The sequence below is a fragment of the Halomonas sp. BC1 genome (assembly GCF_002078135.1).
GTDB lineage: Bacteria > Pseudomonadota > Gammaproteobacteria > Pseudomonadales > Halomonadaceae > Vreelandella > Vreelandella stevensii.
Genome location: NZ_LFGS01000017.1, coordinates 7,348 through 24,849 on the forward strand (window position 1 = coordinate 7,348; position 17,502 = coordinate 24,849).

The 17,502-nt window shown below is 58.5% G+C and carries 19 protein-coding genes and 1 pseudogene; 13 read left to right on the forward strand and 7 right to left on the reverse strand.

Annotation, left to right across the window (positions count from 1 at the left end):
• Positions 1-179: pseudogene (locus B7L72_RS18340) on the forward strand (IS1380 family transposase); the annotation flags it as partial.
• Between the two features lie 589 nt (positions 180-768).
• Here the strand turns inward: B7L72_RS18340 and B7L72_RS13055 are convergent.
• Together B7L72_RS13055 and B7L72_RS13060 are read right to left on the reverse strand one after the other, a co-directional pair.
• Positions 769-1,266, reverse strand: a complete 498-nt coding sequence (locus B7L72_RS13055; protein WP_081194878.1) for a type II toxin-antitoxin system YhaV family toxin — start codon at positions 1,264-1,266, stop codon at positions 769-771.
• On the reverse strand, positions 1,263-1,598 hold the full coding sequence (locus tag B7L72_RS13060; protein WP_016915427.1) for a type II toxin-antitoxin system PrlF family antitoxin: 336 nt from the start codon (positions 1,596-1,598) through the stop codon (positions 1,263-1,265). Before B7L72_RS13060 ends, B7L72_RS13055 begins: the two co-directional genes overlap by 4 nt.
• A gap of 199 nt (positions 1,599-1,797) precedes the next feature.
• Between B7L72_RS13060 and B7L72_RS13065 the strand changes: the two genes are divergently transcribed.
• Positions 1,798-3,306 (forward strand): YifB family Mg chelatase-like AAA ATPase, encoded by a 1,509-nt coding sequence (locus B7L72_RS13065; RefSeq protein ID WP_081194880.1) that lies wholly within the window; start codon positions 1,798-1,800, stop codon positions 3,304-3,306.
• Between the two features lie 11 nt (positions 3,307-3,317).
• Here the strand turns inward: B7L72_RS13065 and B7L72_RS13070 are convergent, their stop codons facing one another.
• Together B7L72_RS13070 and B7L72_RS13075 are read right to left on the reverse strand one after the other, a co-directional pair.
• Positions 3,318-3,899, reverse strand: a complete 582-nt coding sequence (locus B7L72_RS13070; RefSeq protein WP_081138637.1) for an NADPH-dependent FMN reductase — start codon at positions 3,897-3,899, stop codon at positions 3,318-3,320.
• Positions 3,896-4,888 carry an alpha/beta hydrolase gene (locus tag B7L72_RS13075; RefSeq protein WP_081194882.1) on the reverse strand — a complete coding sequence of 331 codons (993 nt, stop codon included), beginning with the start codon at positions 4,886-4,888 and terminating at the stop codon, positions 3,896-3,898. The genes B7L72_RS13070 and B7L72_RS13075 overlap by 4 nt, the downstream gene beginning before the upstream one ends.
• 219 nt (positions 4,889-5,107) lie before the next feature.
• On the opposite strand from B7L72_RS13075, the gene B7L72_RS13080 reads away from it, so the two are divergent.
• The 3 genes from B7L72_RS13080 (at position 5,108) to B7L72_RS18975 (ending at position 8,138) form a co-directional block, all read left to right on the forward strand.
• Positions 5,108-7,282, forward strand: a complete 2,175-nt coding sequence (locus tag B7L72_RS13080) for a malate synthase G (RefSeq protein WP_081194884.1) — start codon at positions 5,108-5,110, stop codon at positions 7,280-7,282.
• Between the two features lie 93 nt (positions 7,283-7,375).
• Positions 7,376-7,792, forward strand: a complete 417-nt coding sequence (locus B7L72_RS13085) for a PaaI family thioesterase (protein ID WP_081194886.1) — start codon at positions 7,376-7,378, stop codon at positions 7,790-7,792.
• 166 nt (positions 7,793-7,958) lie between these two features.
• The gene (locus B7L72_RS18975; RefSeq protein ID WP_371317434.1) at positions 7,959-8,138 is read left to right on the forward strand and encodes an EAL domain-containing protein; all 180 of its coding nucleotides are present in this window, start codon (positions 7,959-7,961) and stop codon (positions 8,136-8,138) included.
• On the opposite strand, the gene B7L72_RS13095 is transcribed toward B7L72_RS18975, so the two are convergent.
• Positions 8,125-8,565, reverse strand: coding sequence for a DUF411 domain-containing protein (locus B7L72_RS13095; RefSeq protein ID WP_054640755.1), 441 nt, complete (start codon positions 8,563-8,565; stop codon positions 8,125-8,127). The two genes, B7L72_RS18975 and B7L72_RS13095, sit on opposite strands and share 14 nt — an antisense overlap.
• Before the next feature lie 162 nt (positions 8,566-8,727).
• On the opposite strand from B7L72_RS13095, the gene B7L72_RS13100 reads away from it, so the two are divergent.
• Complete coding sequence (locus tag B7L72_RS13100; RefSeq protein WP_217806081.1) at positions 8,728-9,483, forward strand: glutaredoxin; 756 nt, start codon at positions 8,728-8,730, stop codon at positions 9,481-9,483.
• A 6-nt stretch (positions 9,484-9,489) separates the two neighbouring features.
• Here B7L72_RS13100 and B7L72_RS13105 read toward each other — a convergent pair whose 3' ends face one another.
• Positions 9,490-9,870: a DUF423 domain-containing protein gene (locus B7L72_RS13105; protein WP_054640754.1), complete on the reverse strand. Its 381-nt coding sequence runs from the start codon at positions 9,868-9,870 to the stop codon at positions 9,490-9,492.
• Between the two features lie 141 nt (positions 9,871-10,011).
• On the opposite strand from B7L72_RS13105, the gene thiS reads away from it, so the two are divergent.
• Genes thiS through trmB form a run of 3 tightly spaced genes read left to right on the forward strand, consistent with a single transcriptional unit; the run spans position 10,012 to position 11,819 of the window.
• The gene (gene thiS / locus B7L72_RS13110; RefSeq protein WP_081194892.1) at positions 10,012-10,233 is read left to right on the forward strand and encodes a sulfur carrier protein ThiS; all 222 of its coding nucleotides are present in this window, start codon (positions 10,012-10,014) and stop codon (positions 10,231-10,233) included.
• Positions 10,234-10,262: 29 nt separating this feature from the next.
• Entirely contained in the window at positions 10,263-11,057 is a 795-nt protein-coding gene (locus B7L72_RS13115; RefSeq protein ID WP_081194894.1) for a thiazole synthase, read from the forward strand.
• Positions 11,058-11,069: 12 nt separating this feature from the next.
• Positions 11,070-11,819, forward strand: a complete 750-nt coding sequence (gene trmB, locus B7L72_RS13120) for a tRNA (guanosine(46)-N7)-methyltransferase TrmB (RefSeq protein ID WP_081194896.1) — start codon at positions 11,070-11,072, stop codon at positions 11,817-11,819.
• A gap of 129 nt (positions 11,820-11,948) precedes the next feature.
• Here trmB and B7L72_RS13125 read toward each other — a convergent pair whose 3' ends face one another.
• Positions 11,949-12,869 carry a LysR family transcriptional regulator gene (locus B7L72_RS13125; RefSeq protein WP_081138624.1) on the reverse strand — a complete coding sequence of 307 codons (921 nt, stop codon included), beginning with the start codon at positions 12,867-12,869 and terminating at the stop codon, positions 11,949-11,951.
• A gap of 242 nt (positions 12,870-13,111) precedes the next feature.
• Here B7L72_RS13125 and B7L72_RS13130 point away from each other — a divergent pair, with 242 nt between their 5' ends.
• Genes B7L72_RS13130 through argE form a run of 4 tightly spaced genes read left to right on the forward strand, consistent with a single transcriptional unit; the run spans position 13,112 to position 17,363 of the window.
• Positions 13,112-14,077, forward strand: coding sequence for a Bug family tripartite tricarboxylate transporter substrate binding protein (locus B7L72_RS13130; RefSeq protein ID WP_081138622.1), 966 nt, complete (start codon positions 13,112-13,114; stop codon positions 14,075-14,077).
• Between the two features lie 56 nt (positions 14,078-14,133).
• Positions 14,134-14,637 carry a tripartite tricarboxylate transporter TctB family protein gene (locus B7L72_RS13135; RefSeq protein ID WP_081138621.1) on the forward strand — a complete coding sequence of 168 codons (504 nt, stop codon included), beginning with the start codon at positions 14,134-14,136 and terminating at the stop codon, positions 14,635-14,637.
• 24 nt (positions 14,638-14,661) lie between these two features.
• Positions 14,662-16,134 carry a tripartite tricarboxylate transporter permease gene (locus tag B7L72_RS13140; RefSeq protein WP_081138619.1) on the forward strand — a complete coding sequence of 491 codons (1,473 nt, stop codon included), beginning with the start codon at positions 14,662-14,664 and terminating at the stop codon, positions 16,132-16,134.
• Positions 16,135-16,169: 35 nt separating this feature from the next.
• Positions 16,170-17,363, forward strand: a complete 1,194-nt coding sequence (argE, locus tag B7L72_RS13145) for an acetylornithine deacetylase (RefSeq protein ID WP_081138618.1) — start codon at positions 16,170-16,172, stop codon at positions 17,361-17,363.
• Positions 17,364-17,502: the final 139 nt, after the last annotated feature.

Genomic DNA, 17,502 nt, shown 5'->3' on the forward strand with positions numbered 1-17,502 from the left:
TCCTGGAGCGGCAAACCCGACAAGGCTGGAGTCTGAGTCGGATGCGCGAGCAGGTGCTGAAGGTCGCCGCCACGCTGAGGCTGCACGCTCGGCGAATCACCGTTCATCTGGGTGCCGCCGCCGACAAGTGGTGGCCGACGCTGCTGAAGGGGTTGCCGAAGCTGACCGCACTGAGCTGACGCTCCTGCGAGACCACCACAGCATCAGAAAGCGAGCGACCGGAGCGGCGGTCGGCGATCACGGCTGCTTGGACGGCCGCCATTGATTCCAAAGAGCTATAAGTAAGTAGGAAAAGGGCTGCGTTCTGGCATTACTCAACAGCCACTCGCGCTGAAGAGGCGAATCCTGATAAGCAATGCCAACAGCCAGTACCTTCAGACCGCTCAATCAGCGCCCTCGTGAATAAGGCGGGCTCATGAATAAGGCGGGTTTAATTGTTCAAGATTGTCCAGCGGGATATCCCGCAACGGACCAAAAGGAGTCAGCAAGCTCATGTTGTATCACCTCTGCACTGCCTATCAGAGTTTGATCCTGGCCAGGCAAGGAAAAATTAGCAACGTTGGGCTGCGTTGATCTTGCCGTTGCCCCGTCATGGTAGCCCTCGGCACCCCGAATAAAGTAGGCTTAGCCAACGAGCAGGCTCATTAAACTGAATGAGCCGATTGAGAGACGTTGCGAGGGAGCGCCATGAAATTAGCGATTGTGGCCACGCGGGCGGGCGTGGGGTTGGAAGCCCCAGCGGATCTACCCAAAAAGATCTAGTATGATTTAGTTATCGTTGTTATCTGCCGCTAAAAGTAAATGGATTCGTTCAACTTCGCTCACTGAGGCTTTCTGTAAGGCTGTCCAACTATCCGGTGGGTTGCCACTGCTGAGCATTTTCTGAAAGACAGAGTAAGCATCATGCTTACTGCCATAAGCACGTTTTGTAGCGTCATCATTGACCCATGCATAAATAATGATTTTGCTCGCAGCATCGTAGCGAAAGAACAGCCGGTACTGCTGGTAGAACTTTGCTCGTTGCCAATGAGTGTGCTCTGTGCCAAGCGTGCTCCCTTGGCGGTATTGAGTGCCTGATGGATCCTGCGGAATATCATTCAAGGCTAGCTTCATGATCGCTGCTAGACGCTTGGTGGCCGCCTTGTTGCGATAACCGGCAGGATCTTTCGATTGAAGCTGTCTCACCTTCAAGGTGAGTGCTTCGACTTGTTCCAAGAACAACGGATGGGCATAAATCGTCCATCCATTAACCTCCAGAGGCTTCATTCGTCGTCATCATCCTCTTCCAGCGCCTCTTCGAGGTCTACCTCAATACCTGCGGTAAGCCGTTCGGCCTCGGCAAAGCTACTGGCAGTCACCGGGCGAATATTTTCTGGATGCGCCAGAAGATCGCGCTCTAGAAAATTGAGGAAGTTGACCATCACAGGGTCGTGCTTGGCCTCATCACTCGCCTTGGAAAGCACCACTTCACCATCAGGACGAACGGTATAATGAATACGGTCTCGGCGCTTCAGCTTTAGTGCCCGGCGAACCGATGCAGGAACAGTCGTTTGATAGCGATCCGTCAGAGTTGAGTCGTCTTCGATAAGCGTGCTCACTGTCGCTCTCCGCTTGATAGCAATGCAAAGGTAATGCATACAAAGGTAATGCAAGCGCATTACTTCGTCAAGCTGTCTCCGCTACTTGAACCGGTTGCTTAATCGCTACCAAAGCCTTCTTAATTACGTTAGGTTAAATACTTAAGCTAATGTAGCTTTATCCTACATTGGAGTAAGTGACAACTGCAGAGGAAAGGCGATGACGCTAGCCATTGTGGCCACGCGGGCGGGCGTGGGGTTGGAAGCACCGGCGGTGCATGTCGAGGTACATCTGGCGAATGGCTTGCCGGGCCTGACACTGGTGGGCCTGCCGGAAACCGCCGTGAAGGAGAGCCGCGAGCGGGTGCGCAGCGCCTTGATCAACGCGGGCTTCGATTTCCCCAACACCAAGCGCATTACCCTCAACCTCGCCCCGGCGGACCTGCCCAAAGAGGGTGGCCGTTTCGATCTCCCCATTGCGCTGGGCATTCTCGCGGCGTCGGGCCAAATCCCGGTAGATGCGTTGGAAGGCGTGGAGTGCGCCGGCGAACTGGCTCTGGATGGCAAGCTGCGGGCGGTACCCGGCGTGCTGCCCTTTGCGCTGGCCACCCGCCGTGCCAACAAGGCGTTGATCGTGCCCCGCGCCTGCGCCGATGAAGCTGCCCTGGCGGGCGATCTACCGGTGCTGCCCGCCGACTCTCTCTGGCAAGTCGTCGCCCACCTGCTAGGCCAGGAAAAGATCCCACCCCACCAGCTCTCGGCATCGGCCAAATCGACCACGCCCATGGCCGACCTGGCCGATGTGCGCGGCCAGCACCAGGCCCGCCGGGCGCTGGAAGTGGCCGCCGCCGGGGGCCACAACTTGCTGTTTGCAGGCCCGCCCGGCACCGGCAAGACCATGCTGGCCAGCCGCCTGCCCGGCATTCTGCCACCGCTCTCCGAGGACGACGCCCTGGAGGTAGCAGCGGTGCGCTCGGTATGCGGCTTGGCGCTGGAAGCCGACTGGGGCCAGCGGCCCTTCCGCCAGCCCCACCACAGCGCCAGCGCCGCCGCGCTGGTTGGCGGTGGTTCGAAGCCCAGGCCAGGGGAAATCTCGCTAGCGCACCACGGCGTGCTGTTTCTGGATGAGCTGCCGGAGTTTTCGCGCCACGTGCTGGAAGTGTTGCGTCAGCCGCTGGAGACCGGCGAAATTCACCTCTCCCGCGCCAGCCATGAACGCCGCTACCCCGCACAGTTTCAGCTCGTTGCCGCCATGAACCCCTGCCCCTGCGGCCACCTGGGCGACCCGCGAAGCCGCTGCCAGTGCAGCGCCAGCCAGATTCAGCGCTACCAGGCGCGGCTTTCTGGCCCGCTGCTGGACCGCATCGACCTGCAGGTGGAAGTACCCGCGCTGCCACCGGAGCAGCTCACCGCACAAACCCAGGGCGAGCCCTCCAGCGCGGTGCGCGAACGAGTCATGGCCGCCCGGGAGCGGCAAATGGCAAGAGGTGCGCTCAATAGCCAGCTCAGCGGTAAAGCGCTGGAAGCCGCCTGCGCCCTCAACGATGAAGAGCGCGCCTGGCTCGCTGGCGTGCTGGAAAAGCTCAAGCTCTCCGCCCGTGCCTACCACCGGGTACTGCGCGTGGCGCTGACGCTGGCCGACCTGCAGGGTGAACCCAAGCCCTCTCAGCCGCACTTTATCGAAGCCATCGGCTACCGGCAACTGGATCGTCTGTTGAAGGGGGCATAAGCCCCCTGTGGTCAGTGCGTTGCTGCCAGGCAATCCACCAAGCGTTGGCACAGCGCATCCAGCTTCTGGCCGGTGGCATCATCGCTGAGCGCACCGCTGTCGTCGAACGCACTGCCCGCCTTGGGGAGCGAGAGCGGCTGAGGCAGCACGGTGAGGCTCAGGTTGGCGAGCAGTTGCTGGCCCAGCGGCAGCGCGCGAATTCCGCCCAGGCCACCGGGGGAGGCGGCCACCAGCGCCGCCCATTTACCGGCAAATAGTCCCAAACCGGGGGTATCGCCGTAGGGGCGGGACAGCCAGTCCAGGGTGTTTTTCAAAAGCGGGGTGATAAAGCCGTTGTACTCTGGCGAGGCGATCAAAAGCGCCTGGTGCTCTGCCAGAATCTCGCGCAGCTTCAGTACGTTCTCCGGCATGCCCTGGGCTTCGATGTCTTCATCAAACAGTGGGCAGGGGTACTCTTTCAAGTCGATGAACGTGGCCTGACCACCAAGCGCTTCGATGCGCTGGGCGGCCAGTTTGGCCAGCTGTTTATTCAGCGAGCCTTCACGGGCGCTGCCCGCAAAAACCAGTACTTTGGGCGATTGAGTGGCGGTCATGGCTGCTCCTTGGTGGGGGCTTCAGGTAGGTTCTCGACAAAGTGGTCCAGGGCTTCGAACAACACCTGGCGAATCGGCTCGGCTTCGTTCACCAAATGATGGCGCGCCTCCGGGTGGCGGTGTATCTCGGCGTTGGGAAACTTCTCCGCCAGAATGGTGAGATTCCACTCCCAATCGACGGTGAGGTCCTGCTCGCCTTGAAGAATCAAGGTGGGTAGCGGGCTGGGCTCCAGCGCCAACAGCCGGGGCATCCAGCGGCGCATGGCGGTAATCCACGCCACGCTCAACCGTTCAGGTTGCAGCGGGTCCTGGTCGCGCAGGAATTCGGTGAACTGCTCATCGGTAGAGTTGGGCCGATACTTGCGCGGCAGCTCCTTGACGAACGGACTGGCGATCAAGTGAAGCCAGCTGGATTGGCTCCAGCGCCAGGGCCGCACCAAAGGTGCCAACAGCACGATGCCTGCCCAGCCTGCCTCGTCCTGGCGCGTCAACGCATCCGTGGCCAGAATGGCCGCGCCGGTACTCTGCCCGACGCCTAGCCACGGCGTAGGCGCCATGCCATACACCTGCAGCGCTTCTTGCAGGTAAGTCAGGCAGTGCTGGTAGTCGTCGAAGTCTTCGATCTCGGCCCGGGGGCCGCTGGAGAGCCCATGGCCCGGCAAGTCCCACAGCACCACGCGCCAGCCCTTGGCCAGCAAGCAGCCCAGCAAATGGCGATACAGCCCCAGGTGGTCGAAATAGCCGTGAATCACAAACGCCGTGCCTACCGGTGCAGGCGGGCTCCATACCTGGCACCAGAGCGTAAACCGGCCGGTATCGATGAAACCAGCGTGCACCTCATGGGTGTCGCTCAGTAAGGCCGCCAAACCGTAATGGCAGAAGTAGTCGTGCATGGCGTCCATGAGTGCCTCGCCCGGCCTCAAGAGAGAGAGCGGCGAATCGCCTGATGCCTGGCGAAACAGGCCTTCCAAATGCTGGAAATTATGCATCAACGCCTCTCCGTGAACACGACACATCCATGGGCTGGCGAAACAGCGCTTGATCGCAGCGGCAGCGGGGCCACTCTCATCATTTGGTCGAGCATTTTACCGCTTTCGGGTCTACCCTGTTTACATGCCACCGCAGGTGTGGAAGTATTTTCCATAAATCACCTTTCACCCGAACCGTGGCACTAGAACAATCCACGGGCACCTTCACAGGAGATCCCCATGAGCGAGCGTATCACGCGCCACCGTTTACAGGTGGCAGCCGACCTGGACCGTTTCATCAACGAGCAGGCTCTGCCGGGCACCGGCGTCGACGAAAGCGCCTTCTGGGCCGGTGTCGATGCCCTGTTCCACGATTTGACCCCAAAAAACCGCCAGCTGCTCGAAGAGCGCGACACGCTGCAAGAGAAGCTGGACGCCTGGCATCGGGAAAACCCCGGCCCGGTCAGCGACATGCCCGCCTACCGTCGCTTCCTGAAAGAAGTGGGCTACCTGGTAGAACCACCGAACAGCGTGAAGGCCACCACCGCCAACGTCGACCGTGAAGTGGCTATTCAAGCGGGCCCACAGCTGGTCGTACCGGTGAGCAACGCTCGCTACGCCCTGAACGCGGCCAACGCCCGCTGGGGCAGCTTGTACGATGCGCTGTACGGCACCGACGCCATCTCAGAAGAAGATGGCGCGGAAAAAGGCACCAGCTTCAACCCGAAGCGCGGCGAAAAAGTCATCGCTTACGCCCGTGGCGTGCTGGACCGTGCCGCCCCGCTGGCCACCGGTTCCCACCGGGATGCAGTGAAATACGTGATTCGCGATGGCCACCTGGTGGTCAGCCTGGAGGGCGGTCGTGAAACCGGCCTGCAAGATGCAGGCAAGCTGATCGGCTTCAACGGCGACGCTTCTGCCCCCGAGTCGATTCTGCTGGCCAACAACGGTCTGCACCTGGAAATCCAGATCGACGCCAGCCACCCCATCGGCAAGACCGACCCGGCACACGTCAAGGACGTGGTCGTCGAAGCCGCGCTGACCGCCATCATGGACTGCGAAGACTCCGTGGCAGCGGTAGACTCCGAAGACAAGGTCGGCGTGTACAGCAACTGGCTCGGCCTGATGAAGGGCGACCTGGAAGAGAACATCGAGAAAGGCGGCAAAACCTTCACCCGCAAGCTGCACGCCGACCGCACCTGGCAAACCACCGACGGCAACAGCATCACGCTGCCGGGCCGTTCGCTGATGTTCGTGCGCAACGTGGGCCACCTGATGACCACGCCTGCGGTGCTGGACGAAAACGGCAACGAACTGCCGGAAGGCATCCTGGATGCGGTAGTGACCTCGCTGCTGGCGCTGCACGATCTGAAGAAAGACGCCGACCAGCCGCGCAACTCCCGCGCGGGTTCGGTGTACATCGTCAAGCCGAAGATGCACGGACCCAAAGAAGTCGCGTTTGCCAACGAGCTGTTTGGCCGCGTGGAAGACATTCTGGGCATGAGCCGTGACACCCTGAAAATGGGCATCATGGACGAGGAGCGCCGCACCACGGTCAACCTCAAGGCATGTATCGCCGAAGCCACCTCGCGCGTGGTATTCATCAACACCGGCTTCCTGGACCGCACCGGCGATGAGATGCACACCGCCATGGAAGCTGGCCCGATGGTGCGCAAGGGTGACATGAAGAGCGCTGCGTGGATCACCGCCTACGAGAAGAACAACGTGCAGGTCGGTTTGGCCTGTGGCCTGCGTGGCCGCGCCCAGATCGGTAAAGGCATGTGGGCCATGCCCGACCTGATGCACAGCATGCTGGAGCAGAAGATCGGCCATCCGAAAGCCGGTGCCAACACGGCGTGGGTACCGTCACCCACGGCGGCTGCCCTGCACGCACTGCACTACCATCAGGTCAATGTCGCCGATATTCAGCGCGACCTGGAAGCCCAGGGCGAGCCGGATCTGCTCGACGACCTGCTCACCGTGCCGGTAGCAGAAAACGCCAACTGGTCGGATGACGAGATTCAGCAGGAGCTGGATAACAACTGCCAAGGCATTCTGGGTTACGTGGTGCGCTGGGTAGAGCACGGCGTCGGCTGCTCGAAGGTGCCGGACATTCACAACGTCGGCCTGATGGAAGACCGCGCCACGCTGCGTATTTCCAGCCAGCACATTGCCAACTGGCTGCACCATGGCATCGTCGATGCGCCACGTGTCGAGGAGACCCTCAAGCGCATGGCGAAAGTAGTTGACGAGCAGAACGCTGGCGACCCCACTTACACGGCCATGAGCGCCGACTTTGAAAGCTCTACCGCGTTCAAAGCCGCCTCTGACCTGGTATTCAAGGGTCGCGTACAGCCGTCTGGCTATACCGAACCGCTGTTGCACGAATGGCGCCAGGTACACAAGGCCAAGTAAGCACTACTGCTGAATGGCCTGCCAAGCCCCAAGGCTCGCGCCTTGGGGCTTTTTTATTTATGCTGACTTACGTTAACGTCAAGGAGAACAACAATGACCGCCATGACCGTCGAGCAGATCGAGCATTTTCTGGATGAGGTCTTTCCCCAGCGCATGGGCAAGATAGAGAGCGTAGGAGAGATGTGCGCCACCATGCGTCTAACTATTGGCCATGAGCACTTGCGCCCTGGCCCTCGCGTGTCGGGCCCTACCATGATGGGCTTTGCGGATGTGGCGCTCTACGTGGCGATACTGGCCCAAATAGGCCCTGAAGCGATGGCCGTGACCAGCGATCTGAACTGCCACTTTCTACGCGCGGCCTCCGGCGATCACGACATCGTCGCCCACGCTAGGCTGATCAAGCTAGGCCGCCGCCTGGCGGTGGGCGAAGTGCAGATTTTTTCGGTCAACGATGCATCGCGCCCCGTGGTGCATGTCACCGCCAGCTATGCGCTGCCGGATAAACTCTAGGCAGCCGAACAGCGCGGTCGTTCACGCTTTAACGCGCTCAACTCACTTTGGGGAGCTGGTCGATCAGCCGATCCAGCGTCATCGGGTAGTCCCGTACGCGAATACCGGTGGCGTTAAGGAAACGCTGCACAAACCCCGCCACAGCCACCTGGCAGCCGCCACCATTATCGCCCTAGCAGAGAGCCTAGGGCTTGATGTGATTGCCGAGGGTGTGGAAACCGCCGATCAAAGTACAGTACTGGCTCGCTTGGGGTGCCATGTCTATCAGGGCTACTTCTTTAGCAAGCCAGCACCCGCAGCAGAGTTTGCGCGACGCAACGGCGCTTCTTCGCCTACAGCGTCATAAACGGCTGGGCGTCTTGATCGCTGAATAGGTAAACGTTGTAAGGCTCGCTTTGGGGCCCTGGCATGCCCGGTGTGCCAATTGGCATACCGGCTAAGCCGATGCCATCGACATCCGGTTGCTGTTCAAACAGTGCCTCAACCGCTTCCATCGGCACGTGCCCTTCGATCCAGTAGTTGCCTATCTCGATGGTGTGGCACGAGCCCATGCCGTAAGGCACGCCCGCCTGCTGCTTAATATCACCCAGCTCGACGTCATCGATGATGGTGACGTCTACGCCAAGTTCTTCAAGATGACGCGCATACTCATCGCAGCAGCCACATTGAGGGTTCTTATACAGCGTCGCCTCATCCGGCAGCGCGGCGTGGGCGGTCGCAGCGCCGAACATCAAAGCACCGGATACCAGCAGCGCAGTGGCATGTCGTTTCATATCGCTCTCCTATGACACCGTTTTTTGCAAAGCTTACCACCTTGGGGCTACCCACAGGTCAAGGACCAGACAACGGTCTTTCCCTCTCATTTGACCTATGGGTGGCACCGGGTTCTACGCTAAAAGGTGGACGTTGATCGTAAGACGACAAGGAGGCTGATGATGGCAGCAACGACCCACCACACCGCACAGGTGTATCGGATGAAAACCGCCGAGCACATGTGCCCGTTCGGCTTGAAGACCGTCGACCTGCTCAGGCGCAAAGGCTACGCGGTGGATGACCACACCCTCACCTCTCGTGAGGAGATCGACGCGTTCAAGGAGCAGGAGAACGTCGATACCACGCCACAGGTGTACATAGATAACCAACGTATCGGCGGCTACGAAGAGCTGCGTGAGCATCTAGGGATGAGCGTTCCCAATGCCAAAGAGACTACCTACCGCCCGGTGCTGGCCATTTTTGCCATCGCGCTATTGATAGGCCTGGCGATGAGCTGGACGACCCAGGGCACGCTGCTCACGGCGCGCATGCCAGAGTTTGCCGTAGCGACCGCGATGGTGCTGCTGGGCCTGCAGAAGCTGCAGGATATCGAAAGCTTCAGCACCATGTTTCTCAACTACGACCTGCTCGCCCAGCGCTACGTGCCCTATAGCTACGTTTACCCCTACGCCGAAACCGCCGCCGGGCTGTTGATGCTGGCTGGTACACTGATTTGGGTAGCCGCGCCGCTGGCGCTATTCGTCGGCACCGTGGGCGCGGTATCAGTCTTCAAAGCGGTTTACATCGATAAGCGCAAACTCAAGTGCGCCTGCGTGGGTGGCAACAGCAACGTTCCGCTTGGCTTTGTGTCGCTCACCGAAAACCTGGTGATGATCGGCATGGGCCTGTGGATGCCGCTGCGCATGCTACTGGGCTAGCGTCGATTAAGAGCGGCTTAGCAGCGCCGTGACGCCCAGGGCCAGCCAACCGGCCATCAGCAGCAGCCCGCCGATCGGCGTCACGATACCTACGCTCAACCCGGCCAGCGCCATCAGGTAGAGCGAACCAGCAAAGGCCAGCACACCTAACGCCCATAAGGCGAGTACGACCTGCTGACCGGGGAGCGGACGTTGGCTGCGCCAAGCAAGCACCGCCAGCATGGCCAGCGTGTGCCACGCTTGGTAGCGCACGCCGGTTTCTACGATATCTACCATGGCAGCGCTGGTGCGTGCCGAGAGCCCATGGGCCGCGTAAGCCCCCAGCATCACCATGGTTGCCCCTAAAAGCGCCACCACACACCACCACAGCTTGTCGATTCGCTGCACGCCTGACTCCTTTTCACCTATGTTGGCGGCGCATCGCCACCCCGTTAATCATGAGATATTCACCCCGCTGCATACCTTGCACGGGTCGAAACCGCTACAATAGAGGCCGTTTTGCCTCCTCCACCAGGGTGCTTACTGTTTATGTCTACCCCCAATGAGTCGATACAGCTTACGCTCAATGGCGAAGCCTACGCCATTGCCCCGGACCTGACCGCCGCTGATCTGGTCGCCCAACTGGGCTTGAGCGGGCGGCGAATCGCCGTCGAGATCAACGAACAGATCGTGCCCAAGAGCCAGCTGGCCACCACCGCGCTCGCCGATGGCGACCAGGTCGAAGTCGTCCACGCCATTGGTGGCGGCTAACGGCCATCGCGCTTTTTCAAGGAATCGCCATGACGCAACTGACCGACACACCGTTCACTATTGCCGGACGTGACTTTACTTCCCGCCTGTTGGTAGGCACCGGCAAGTACAAGGACTTTACCGAAACCGGCGCGGCCATTGCCCAGAGCGGTGCCGAGATCGTCACCTTTGCCGTGCGCCGCACCAACCTTGGCCAGGACGCCGATGCGCCAAACCTGCTCGACGTCATCTCGCCCAGGCAGTACACCCTGCTGCCCAATACCGCGGGCTGCTACAACGCCAAGGATGCGATTCGCACCTGCCGCCTGGCCCGCGAGCTGCTGGATGGCCACAACCTCGTCAAGCTGGAAGTGCTGGGCGATGATCACACCCTCTACCCCAACGTGGTCGAGACGCTAAAAGCCGCAGAAACCCTGCTGGCCGATGGCTTCGAAGTCATGGTGTACACCAGTGATGACCCCATCGTGGCACGCGAGCTGGAAGCCATGGGCTGCTGCGCCATCATGCCGCTGGGCTCATTGATTGGCTCGGGCCACGGCATTCAGAACCCGCACAACGTGCGTCTGATCGTCGAGCAGAGCAAGGTCCCCGTATTGGTAGACGCCGGCATCGGGACGGCCTCGGATGCCTCCATGGCCATGGAGCTAGGGTGCGACGGGGTACTGCTGAATACCGCGATTGCCCACGCACGCGACCCGCTGCGTATGGCCAACGCCATGAAGCTGGCCGTGGAAGCTGGCCGCGACGCCTTTTTGGCCGGGCGCATGCCGCGCCGCCAGAGCGCCGACCCCTCTTCGCCATTTGCAGGCCGAATCAACGGCTGATACAGAGACATCATGACCGACACCAACGACACTGTGCCGAACGGCAACACCACTGGCCCGGAGAGCGCCGATGCGCCATTGCATCGTCGCGGCATCAAAAGCTACGTGATCCGTGCCGGGCGCATGACCCAGGCCCAGCAGCGCGGCCTGGAAGAAGTATGGCCACGCCTGGGCTTGACCATTGCCGATGGCCGCCAGGATCTGGATGCCCTGTTTGGCCGCCAAGCCCCCCGCGTGGTGGAAATTGGCTTTGGCATGGGCAATTCGCTGATCGAACAGGCAGAAACCCACCCGGATACCGACTTCATCGGCATCGAAGTACACGCCCCTGGCGTGGGCAAGCTGCTGGACGAGGTCGACAAGCGCGGTTTGACCAACCTGCGGGTGTACCGTGAAGATGCGCTGGCCGTCCTCGAGCAGTGCTTGCCGGAAGCCTCGCTGACGACCCTGCAACTGTTCTTCCCCGACCCATGGCCGAAGAAAAAGCACCACAAGCGGCGCATCGTCCAGCCGGCCTTCGTGGAGCTCATTCGCACGCGCCTCATGCCCGGCGGCACCTTCCATATGGCCACCGACTGGGAAGCCTATGCCGAATGGATGGCCGAGGTGATGGAGGCGGCCCCTGGCTATGCCAACACCGCCGATCAAGACACGGCCCCCTATGTACCGCGCCCGGAATTCCGCCCGCTCACCAAGTTCGAAGCGCGCGGCGAGAAGCTCGGTCACGGCGTATGGGACTTGATCTACCGCCGGGAAGAGTAGAGTTCCATCCAGCTAGATTGGCAGAAAGGGGTTATTACAGTGTTAGACGCTACGGTCAGCATCAATGCTGAGCGGGCGTCTTTCGCGTTAACCGACAATAGCTGTATCAGGACGAGCATTAAGCTTAATTTAATGAGTCAGCGATCTTAAAATGCCCATTTGATGCAAGCTGGCGATTTCAGCGTATACCTCTTCGCAGAAAGATTCGGCCACATTACTTAACGGCTTGTGTTTAGATTTGAGCAAGGCAATTTCCCATTCAATGGTTGGCTCCATAGGCTTTGATACAACGGCGGTTCCCTGCAGCAGCAGCTCTGCAATGGGATCAATCACAGCCACCCCAAGCCCGCGATCAACCAATGCACACACACCTCGCATATGGCGCATTTCAGCAGCAATATGCCGCTTTATATCCACTGTCTGCATAATGTAATCCACGCGGGCACGCAGGGGGCTATCGGCCATCAGCTCAACGAACGTCTGGTTTTGTAAGCTGGTAAGCGCCACCACATCTTGCCTAGCGAGGGGGTGTGTACGATGCATGATGCATCTGGCAGAACAGCGTGCAAGCGTACTCACTTTTGCCCCATAAGTGTCTGCTTCAAGCGTTATTCCCAGCGCGACATCACAGGTATTATTGTCGATCATTTTGAGCAATTCTTGTAATCCTGCATCGATGACTCGCACGCCGACATTAGGATGATGTTGTTTAAACCGTTTAATCACATCGAGTAAAAAGGTATCGCAAAAAATGGGTTGTGCCGCCACGACGACACTGCCCAACTGGTTATTAGCAATAGCGTCCGCATCTTTTTGAGTATCTCGAATACTCGCCATCAGCCGTAAAACGGACGCGTGGTATAAAAATGCTTCAGACGTTGGCGAAAGCTGATTACGGGCGCGCTTGAACAGTGCAAACCCCAGCTCGCCCTCTAGCCCGATGAGTAAACGACTGACCATCGATTGGCTGATGCCTAACGTTTCGGCCGCCGCTTTTGTGGTGCCATGCTTCATGAATGCATCGAATGCTTCAATTTCCTTTATTTTCATAGCATTAACTCTCGCCAAAATAGTTTTTCGATCCATTAACTGTAAATAGAACAATGTTCATAAACGATAAGCTTGCAACTTTGCCCCACCACTAGAACATAATCGAATACCAAGGATAATTGTTGCAAGAAACTTCATACTTGTCTATGTTGAAAGTGGTGGCTGACGTTACTCCTCGTCGCGCACTTCTCTAATAACAGGCATCCAGAAATAGCTATGCAACCACCCTTGCGGAGATCAGTATGAAACTCACCTTAAGCTTAGCGGCAGCAGCGCTGCTCGCGGCCTCCACTGCCTATGCTCAGAACTACCCTTCAGAACCCGTGACACTGGTAGTCCCTTATGGCCCAGGCGGAGCCTCCGACCTGGCTGGCAGGGCACTAGCGGAGTCTGCTCGTGAATATCTCGGTCAGCCTGTGACTGTCGTCAATCAGGCCGGCGCAGGCGGCATGACCGGTGCGCGTGATGTTGTGCAGTCTGACGCCGATGGATACACCCTGCTGCTAGCCCGCGTCGGCATGGCGCTGTCACCGGCGGTCAACGAAAACAGCAGCGTCGACTGGGACGAGTACACATTCCTCAGCCCGCTCGAAGCCACACCGATGATTCTTGCCGTGGCGGAAGACTCTCCTTATGAAAGCGTCGACGAGTTGCTGAACGGCATCAAAAACGACCCTGGCGCGATGAGCTACGCCGCTTCTGGTGCCACCGCCATCGATGGTTTTACCGTACAGTCGCTGCTGGCTGACGCGGAAATGGATCCGCTAACGGCGGCAACACTGATTCCCTATCGTGGGGGCGGTGAGCTCGCGACAGCATTACTAGGCGGGCATGTTGATTTTCTTGCCATCGCCGCCGCTTCATTGATGCCGCATATCGAGAGCGGTGATATGCGCCCGTTAATGGTGTTCTCACCCGAACGTCTGGAAGCACTCCCCGACGTGCCGACAGCTGAAGAGTTGGGTTATGACTTGGCTGGGCAAGTCATCGGTTGGAGCGCGCTCTATGGTCCGCCGAACCTCCCCGAGGAAGTAGTTAACACCTGGAGCGAAGTAATGGAGCACGTCGCTGAAGATGAAACCTGGCTCGGTCGTGCTGCCAATCGTGGCTCCATATCCACGATTGGCAGCGTCGATATGAAGACGTATGCCAAAGAGCAGTACGAGTTCTATCGCAGCTTAGCAGAGCAGTTTGGCTATCTAGAGTAAGCCAATGTCAAACACTTAGTCGTGACTGTATACAACAATTCATCACTGGAGGGGGCATGGGTATGACACGTGGTTTAGTAATAACAGCGCTGTTCGGTATCGTACTTTTTTTACTGATCCCCGCCTATGTGCCCCGCCCACGCTTTATTCCCGGGTTTGCGCCGCCGCCGGACATGTGGCCACGCACGATTTCCATGCTCGGCATGGCATTAGGCATGCTGCTCGTAGGGCTATCTTTTTCACGTAAAACCGCAACCATCGCCGACCCTGAAGACGCCCGCTCAATACGGGGCGATACGCCGCTTGCCACCCTACTCACTCGCTTCGCTTGGACGGTGCTGGCCTTTGCAGTGTTTATCGGCTCCGTAATGCTACTCGGTTTTTTGCTATCGAGCATTCTGCTGTTAATGGCGATGCTAATACTGACCGGTTATTGGCGCCATAAAGTGGTGGCGGTCATCGTTGCCATCGCTCTCCCACTGGTTCTCTACCTGTTTTTCTCCAGCGCACTCAATACGCGTTTCCCTGTCGGCAGCCTCTTCAAGGCGGTCGGTATTTAACCTACCGCGTATAGGATTACCACTATGCTCAACGATCTGCTGGTTGCCTTCCAAGCGGTGGCCACCCTTGAGAACTTTCTGATCATGGCCGCCGGCATCTGGGGCGGCGTGATTATCGGTGCCATTCCCGGCATGACCGGCACCATGGCGGTAACCCTGGCGCTGCCTTTTACGTTTTATATGCAGCCGATACCGAGTATTTTACTGCTCGTTGCGCTCTATAAAGGCTCAACCTACGGCGGCTCGGTATCCGCGATTCTGATCAAGACTCCGGGAACTGCCTCAGCCGCCTGTACCACCCTTGACGGCTACCCGCTGGCCCAGCAGGGCAAAGCAGGCAAAGCCCTCAACATGGCGCTCTATTCGTCCTGTACCGGGGACTTTATCTCCAATCTCTCGCTGATTTTTATTGCCGCACCTCTGGCACTCCTAGCGCTGCGCATCGGGCCACCCGAATACTTTATGCTGATGATTTTCGCACTTACGACGGTGGCTGGGGTGTCAGGGCGCTCGCTGCTGCTTGGGCTTGTGTCGGCGTGCTTAGGGCTACTGCTGGCCACCGTAGGGGAGGATATGTACGGCTCGTTCCGCTTTGATCTCACCGTGGATATGCAGAGCGGTCTTGCGGTTGCGCCCGTGCTCATCGGTCTATTTGCGATCCCTGAGCTGCTTAAAATTATTGTTTTTCGTCACAATCAAAGCCATAAGCCCATGCAGCTAGGCGATAACCGCGTAACACGGGATGAGCTGCGCCGCTCCTTAAAGGCCATGCTCAAAGGCAGCATGATCGGGGTGGTGATGGGAGCCATTCCCGGTATTGGCCCCTCGGCAGCGGCGTTCTCTTCCTACGGGGAAGCGCAGCGCAGCTCGAAGAACCGCGACAACTTTGGTAAAGGCGAACTAGAAGGGATCGCGGCATCCGAGTCCGCCAATAATGGCTGCTGTGGCTCCACCATGATTCCTTTGTTAGCGCTGGGTGTGCCAGGCGATGTGATTACTGGCGTGATGCTGGGCGCTTTTATGATTCACGGCATGACCCCCGGCCCGATGCTGTTTGAGAACAATCTTAATGAGGTTTACATGCTGTTTATCGGCATGCTGTTCTCCTCCGTTCTGCTGTTTGGTGCGGGTAAAGCCACCATGCGCTTTTTCTCGCATATCTCACGGATTCCACCAGGGCTGATGGCGCCTATCGTGCTTGCGCTATGCGTCTTCGGTATTTTTTCGATCTCCAACAGTATGTATGACGTCATCGTACTGCTGGCGATGGGTGTATTTGGCTTTTTCATGTTCCTGTTCGCCATCCCCGCCGCGCCCTTTTTAATCGCTTTCATTCTCGGCCCGATGCTGGAAGAGAACCTGCGTCGTGCCCTTGCGCTCTCTCGCGGTGATCCCAGTATCTTGGTGTCGTCGCCGATCACTTGGCTTTTCGCTTCGCTGGCAATATTTGTGGTGGTCGTCACGATTCGTCAGCAGCTCAAGAAGGCCAAAGCCTGAGCCACAGTTTTCCCTATTGCCAAGGATTTAACGCTATGCAAGCTAGTGCTACGCCTAACGCTCACCCGCAGTTGGAAGCCGCGGTATCACATCTCGCTGATTTAATTGCTTACGACACGACCAGCGCTTACTCCAATCTTGAGCTTATTCATCACATGGCAGCTTGCTTCACCGCTCTTGGCGCGGAGGTAACGCTGCTACCCGATGAAAGCGGCGAAAAAGCCAATTTGGTCGCCCGTCTGGGGCCCGCCAACGTGCCTGGCATCGTTCTCTCTGGCCATACGGACGTCGTCCCCGCCAATCCGAAGAACTGGCAAAGCAAACCTTTCAAACTAGAGCAGCGCGGCAGCCGCTTGTTTGGGCGTGGCACCTGCGACATGAAAGGCTTCGCCGCCTGTGTGATGGCGGCGGCGCCAGCATTTGCCAACGGCGAGCTCAAGCGCCCATTCTATTTCTGCTTCTCGCATGATGAGGAAGTGGGTTGCCTAGGTGCTCCAGCCATCGCACGCTACCTTGCCAAGCTCCGGGTGCCACCGGCACTGGCCATTATTGGCGAACCCAGCGAAATGAAGCTGATCAACGGCCAGAAAGGCAAGATCGCGATGCGGGTGACGGTGCGCGGTGAAGGGGGCCACTCGTCGTTTTCCCCTCAACATGTCAATGCGGTGGAGTATGCCTCGCGTATCATCACCATGATCGCCGAACGATCACGACGATATGAGCAGGAGGGCCCCTTCGACCACGACTTTACCGTTCCCCACGCCACCACGCTGACCACCTTGATAGAAGGCGGTGTGGCAACCAATGTGACCCCCGATACCTGTAGCTTTACCTTTGAGCTACGCAGCATCGACCAGGAAGCAGCAGCCACGGATATCCAAGCGCTAATCAACGATATAGAGGCTGCCCTGCTGCCTGAAATGCAGCGCCAATCCGCCGATGCCGCCATTGAGTGGCAAGAGTTATTTGCCTACCCCGCCATGGGAGACGCTACCGACAGCGAGATGTTCAAACAGCTTGAACCCATCCTTCCCAAAAGTGGTGGCAAGGTCTCTTATGGGTCTGAAGGGGGCGTTTTCGAGATCGATGGCGAAATCCCATCGATCATTCTTGGGCCCGGCTCTATTCGCCAAGCCCACAAGCCCGATGAGTTTATCGAAATTGAGCAGCTTAGCCAGTGCTTAGCGTTTTTCGATGACTTAAATGCCTGGATGAAGGGCGAAGTCTAATAAACGACACTCTGGCGAATTACCTGCATAAAAAAAGAAAGCCGCTCCAATGGAGCGGCAAAAGACCGTGACTAGCAATGAGAGGGAGAAACCATGACAGGAAACTGGCGGTTTCTGTCTTGGCCTGTGGCGTCTCATC

Excerpts from the sequence above, each read along its gene's own strand:
- B7L72_RS13055 (WP_081194878.1), bottom strand. The coding sequence starts at position 1,266 with ATGAAGCCTCTGGAGGTTAATGGATGGACGATTTATGCCCATCCGTTG.
- B7L72_RS13065 (WP_081194880.1), top strand. The coding sequence starts at position 1,798 with ATGACGCTAGCCATTGTGGCCACGCGGGCGGGCGTGGGGTTGGAAGCA.
- B7L72_RS13070 (WP_081138637.1), bottom strand. The coding sequence starts at position 3,899 with ATGACCGCCACTCAATCGCCCAAAGTACTGGTTTTTGCGGGCAGCGCC.
- B7L72_RS13075 (WP_081194882.1), bottom strand. The coding sequence starts at position 4,888 with ATGCATAATTTCCAGCATTTGGAAGGCCTGTTTCGCCAGGCATCAGGC.
- B7L72_RS13080 (WP_081194884.1), top strand. The coding sequence starts at position 5,108 with ATGAGCGAGCGTATCACGCGCCACCGTTTACAGGTGGCAGCCGACCTG.
- B7L72_RS13085 (WP_081194886.1), top strand. The coding sequence starts at position 7,376 with ATGACCGCCATGACCGTCGAGCAGATCGAGCATTTTCTGGATGAGGTC.
- B7L72_RS13095 (WP_054640755.1), bottom strand. The coding sequence starts at position 8,565 with ATGAAACGACATGCCACTGCGCTGCTGGTATCCGGTGCTTTGATGTTC.
- B7L72_RS13100 (WP_217806081.1), top strand. The coding sequence starts at position 8,728 with ATGGCAGCAACGACCCACCACACCGCACAGGTGTATCGGATGAAAACC.
- thiS (WP_081194892.1), top strand. The coding sequence starts at position 10,012 with ATGTCTACCCCCAATGAGTCGATACAGCTTACGCTCAATGGCGAAGCC.
- B7L72_RS13115 (WP_081194894.1), top strand. The coding sequence starts at position 10,263 with ATGACGCAACTGACCGACACACCGTTCACTATTGCCGGACGTGACTTT.
- trmB (WP_081194896.1), top strand. The coding sequence starts at position 11,070 with ATGACCGACACCAACGACACTGTGCCGAACGGCAACACCACTGGCCCG.
- B7L72_RS13125 (WP_081138624.1), bottom strand. The coding sequence starts at position 12,869 with ATGAAAATAAAGGAAATTGAAGCATTCGATGCATTCATGAAGCATGGC.
- B7L72_RS13130 (WP_081138622.1), top strand. The coding sequence starts at position 13,112 with ATGAAACTCACCTTAAGCTTAGCGGCAGCAGCGCTGCTCGCGGCCTCC.
- B7L72_RS13135 (WP_081138621.1), top strand. The coding sequence starts at position 14,134 with ATGGGTATGACACGTGGTTTAGTAATAACAGCGCTGTTCGGTATCGTA.
- B7L72_RS13140 (WP_081138619.1), top strand. The coding sequence starts at position 14,662 with ATGCTCAACGATCTGCTGGTTGCCTTCCAAGCGGTGGCCACCCTTGAG.
- argE (WP_081138618.1), top strand. The coding sequence starts at position 16,170 with ATGCAAGCTAGTGCTACGCCTAACGCTCACCCGCAGTTGGAAGCCGCG.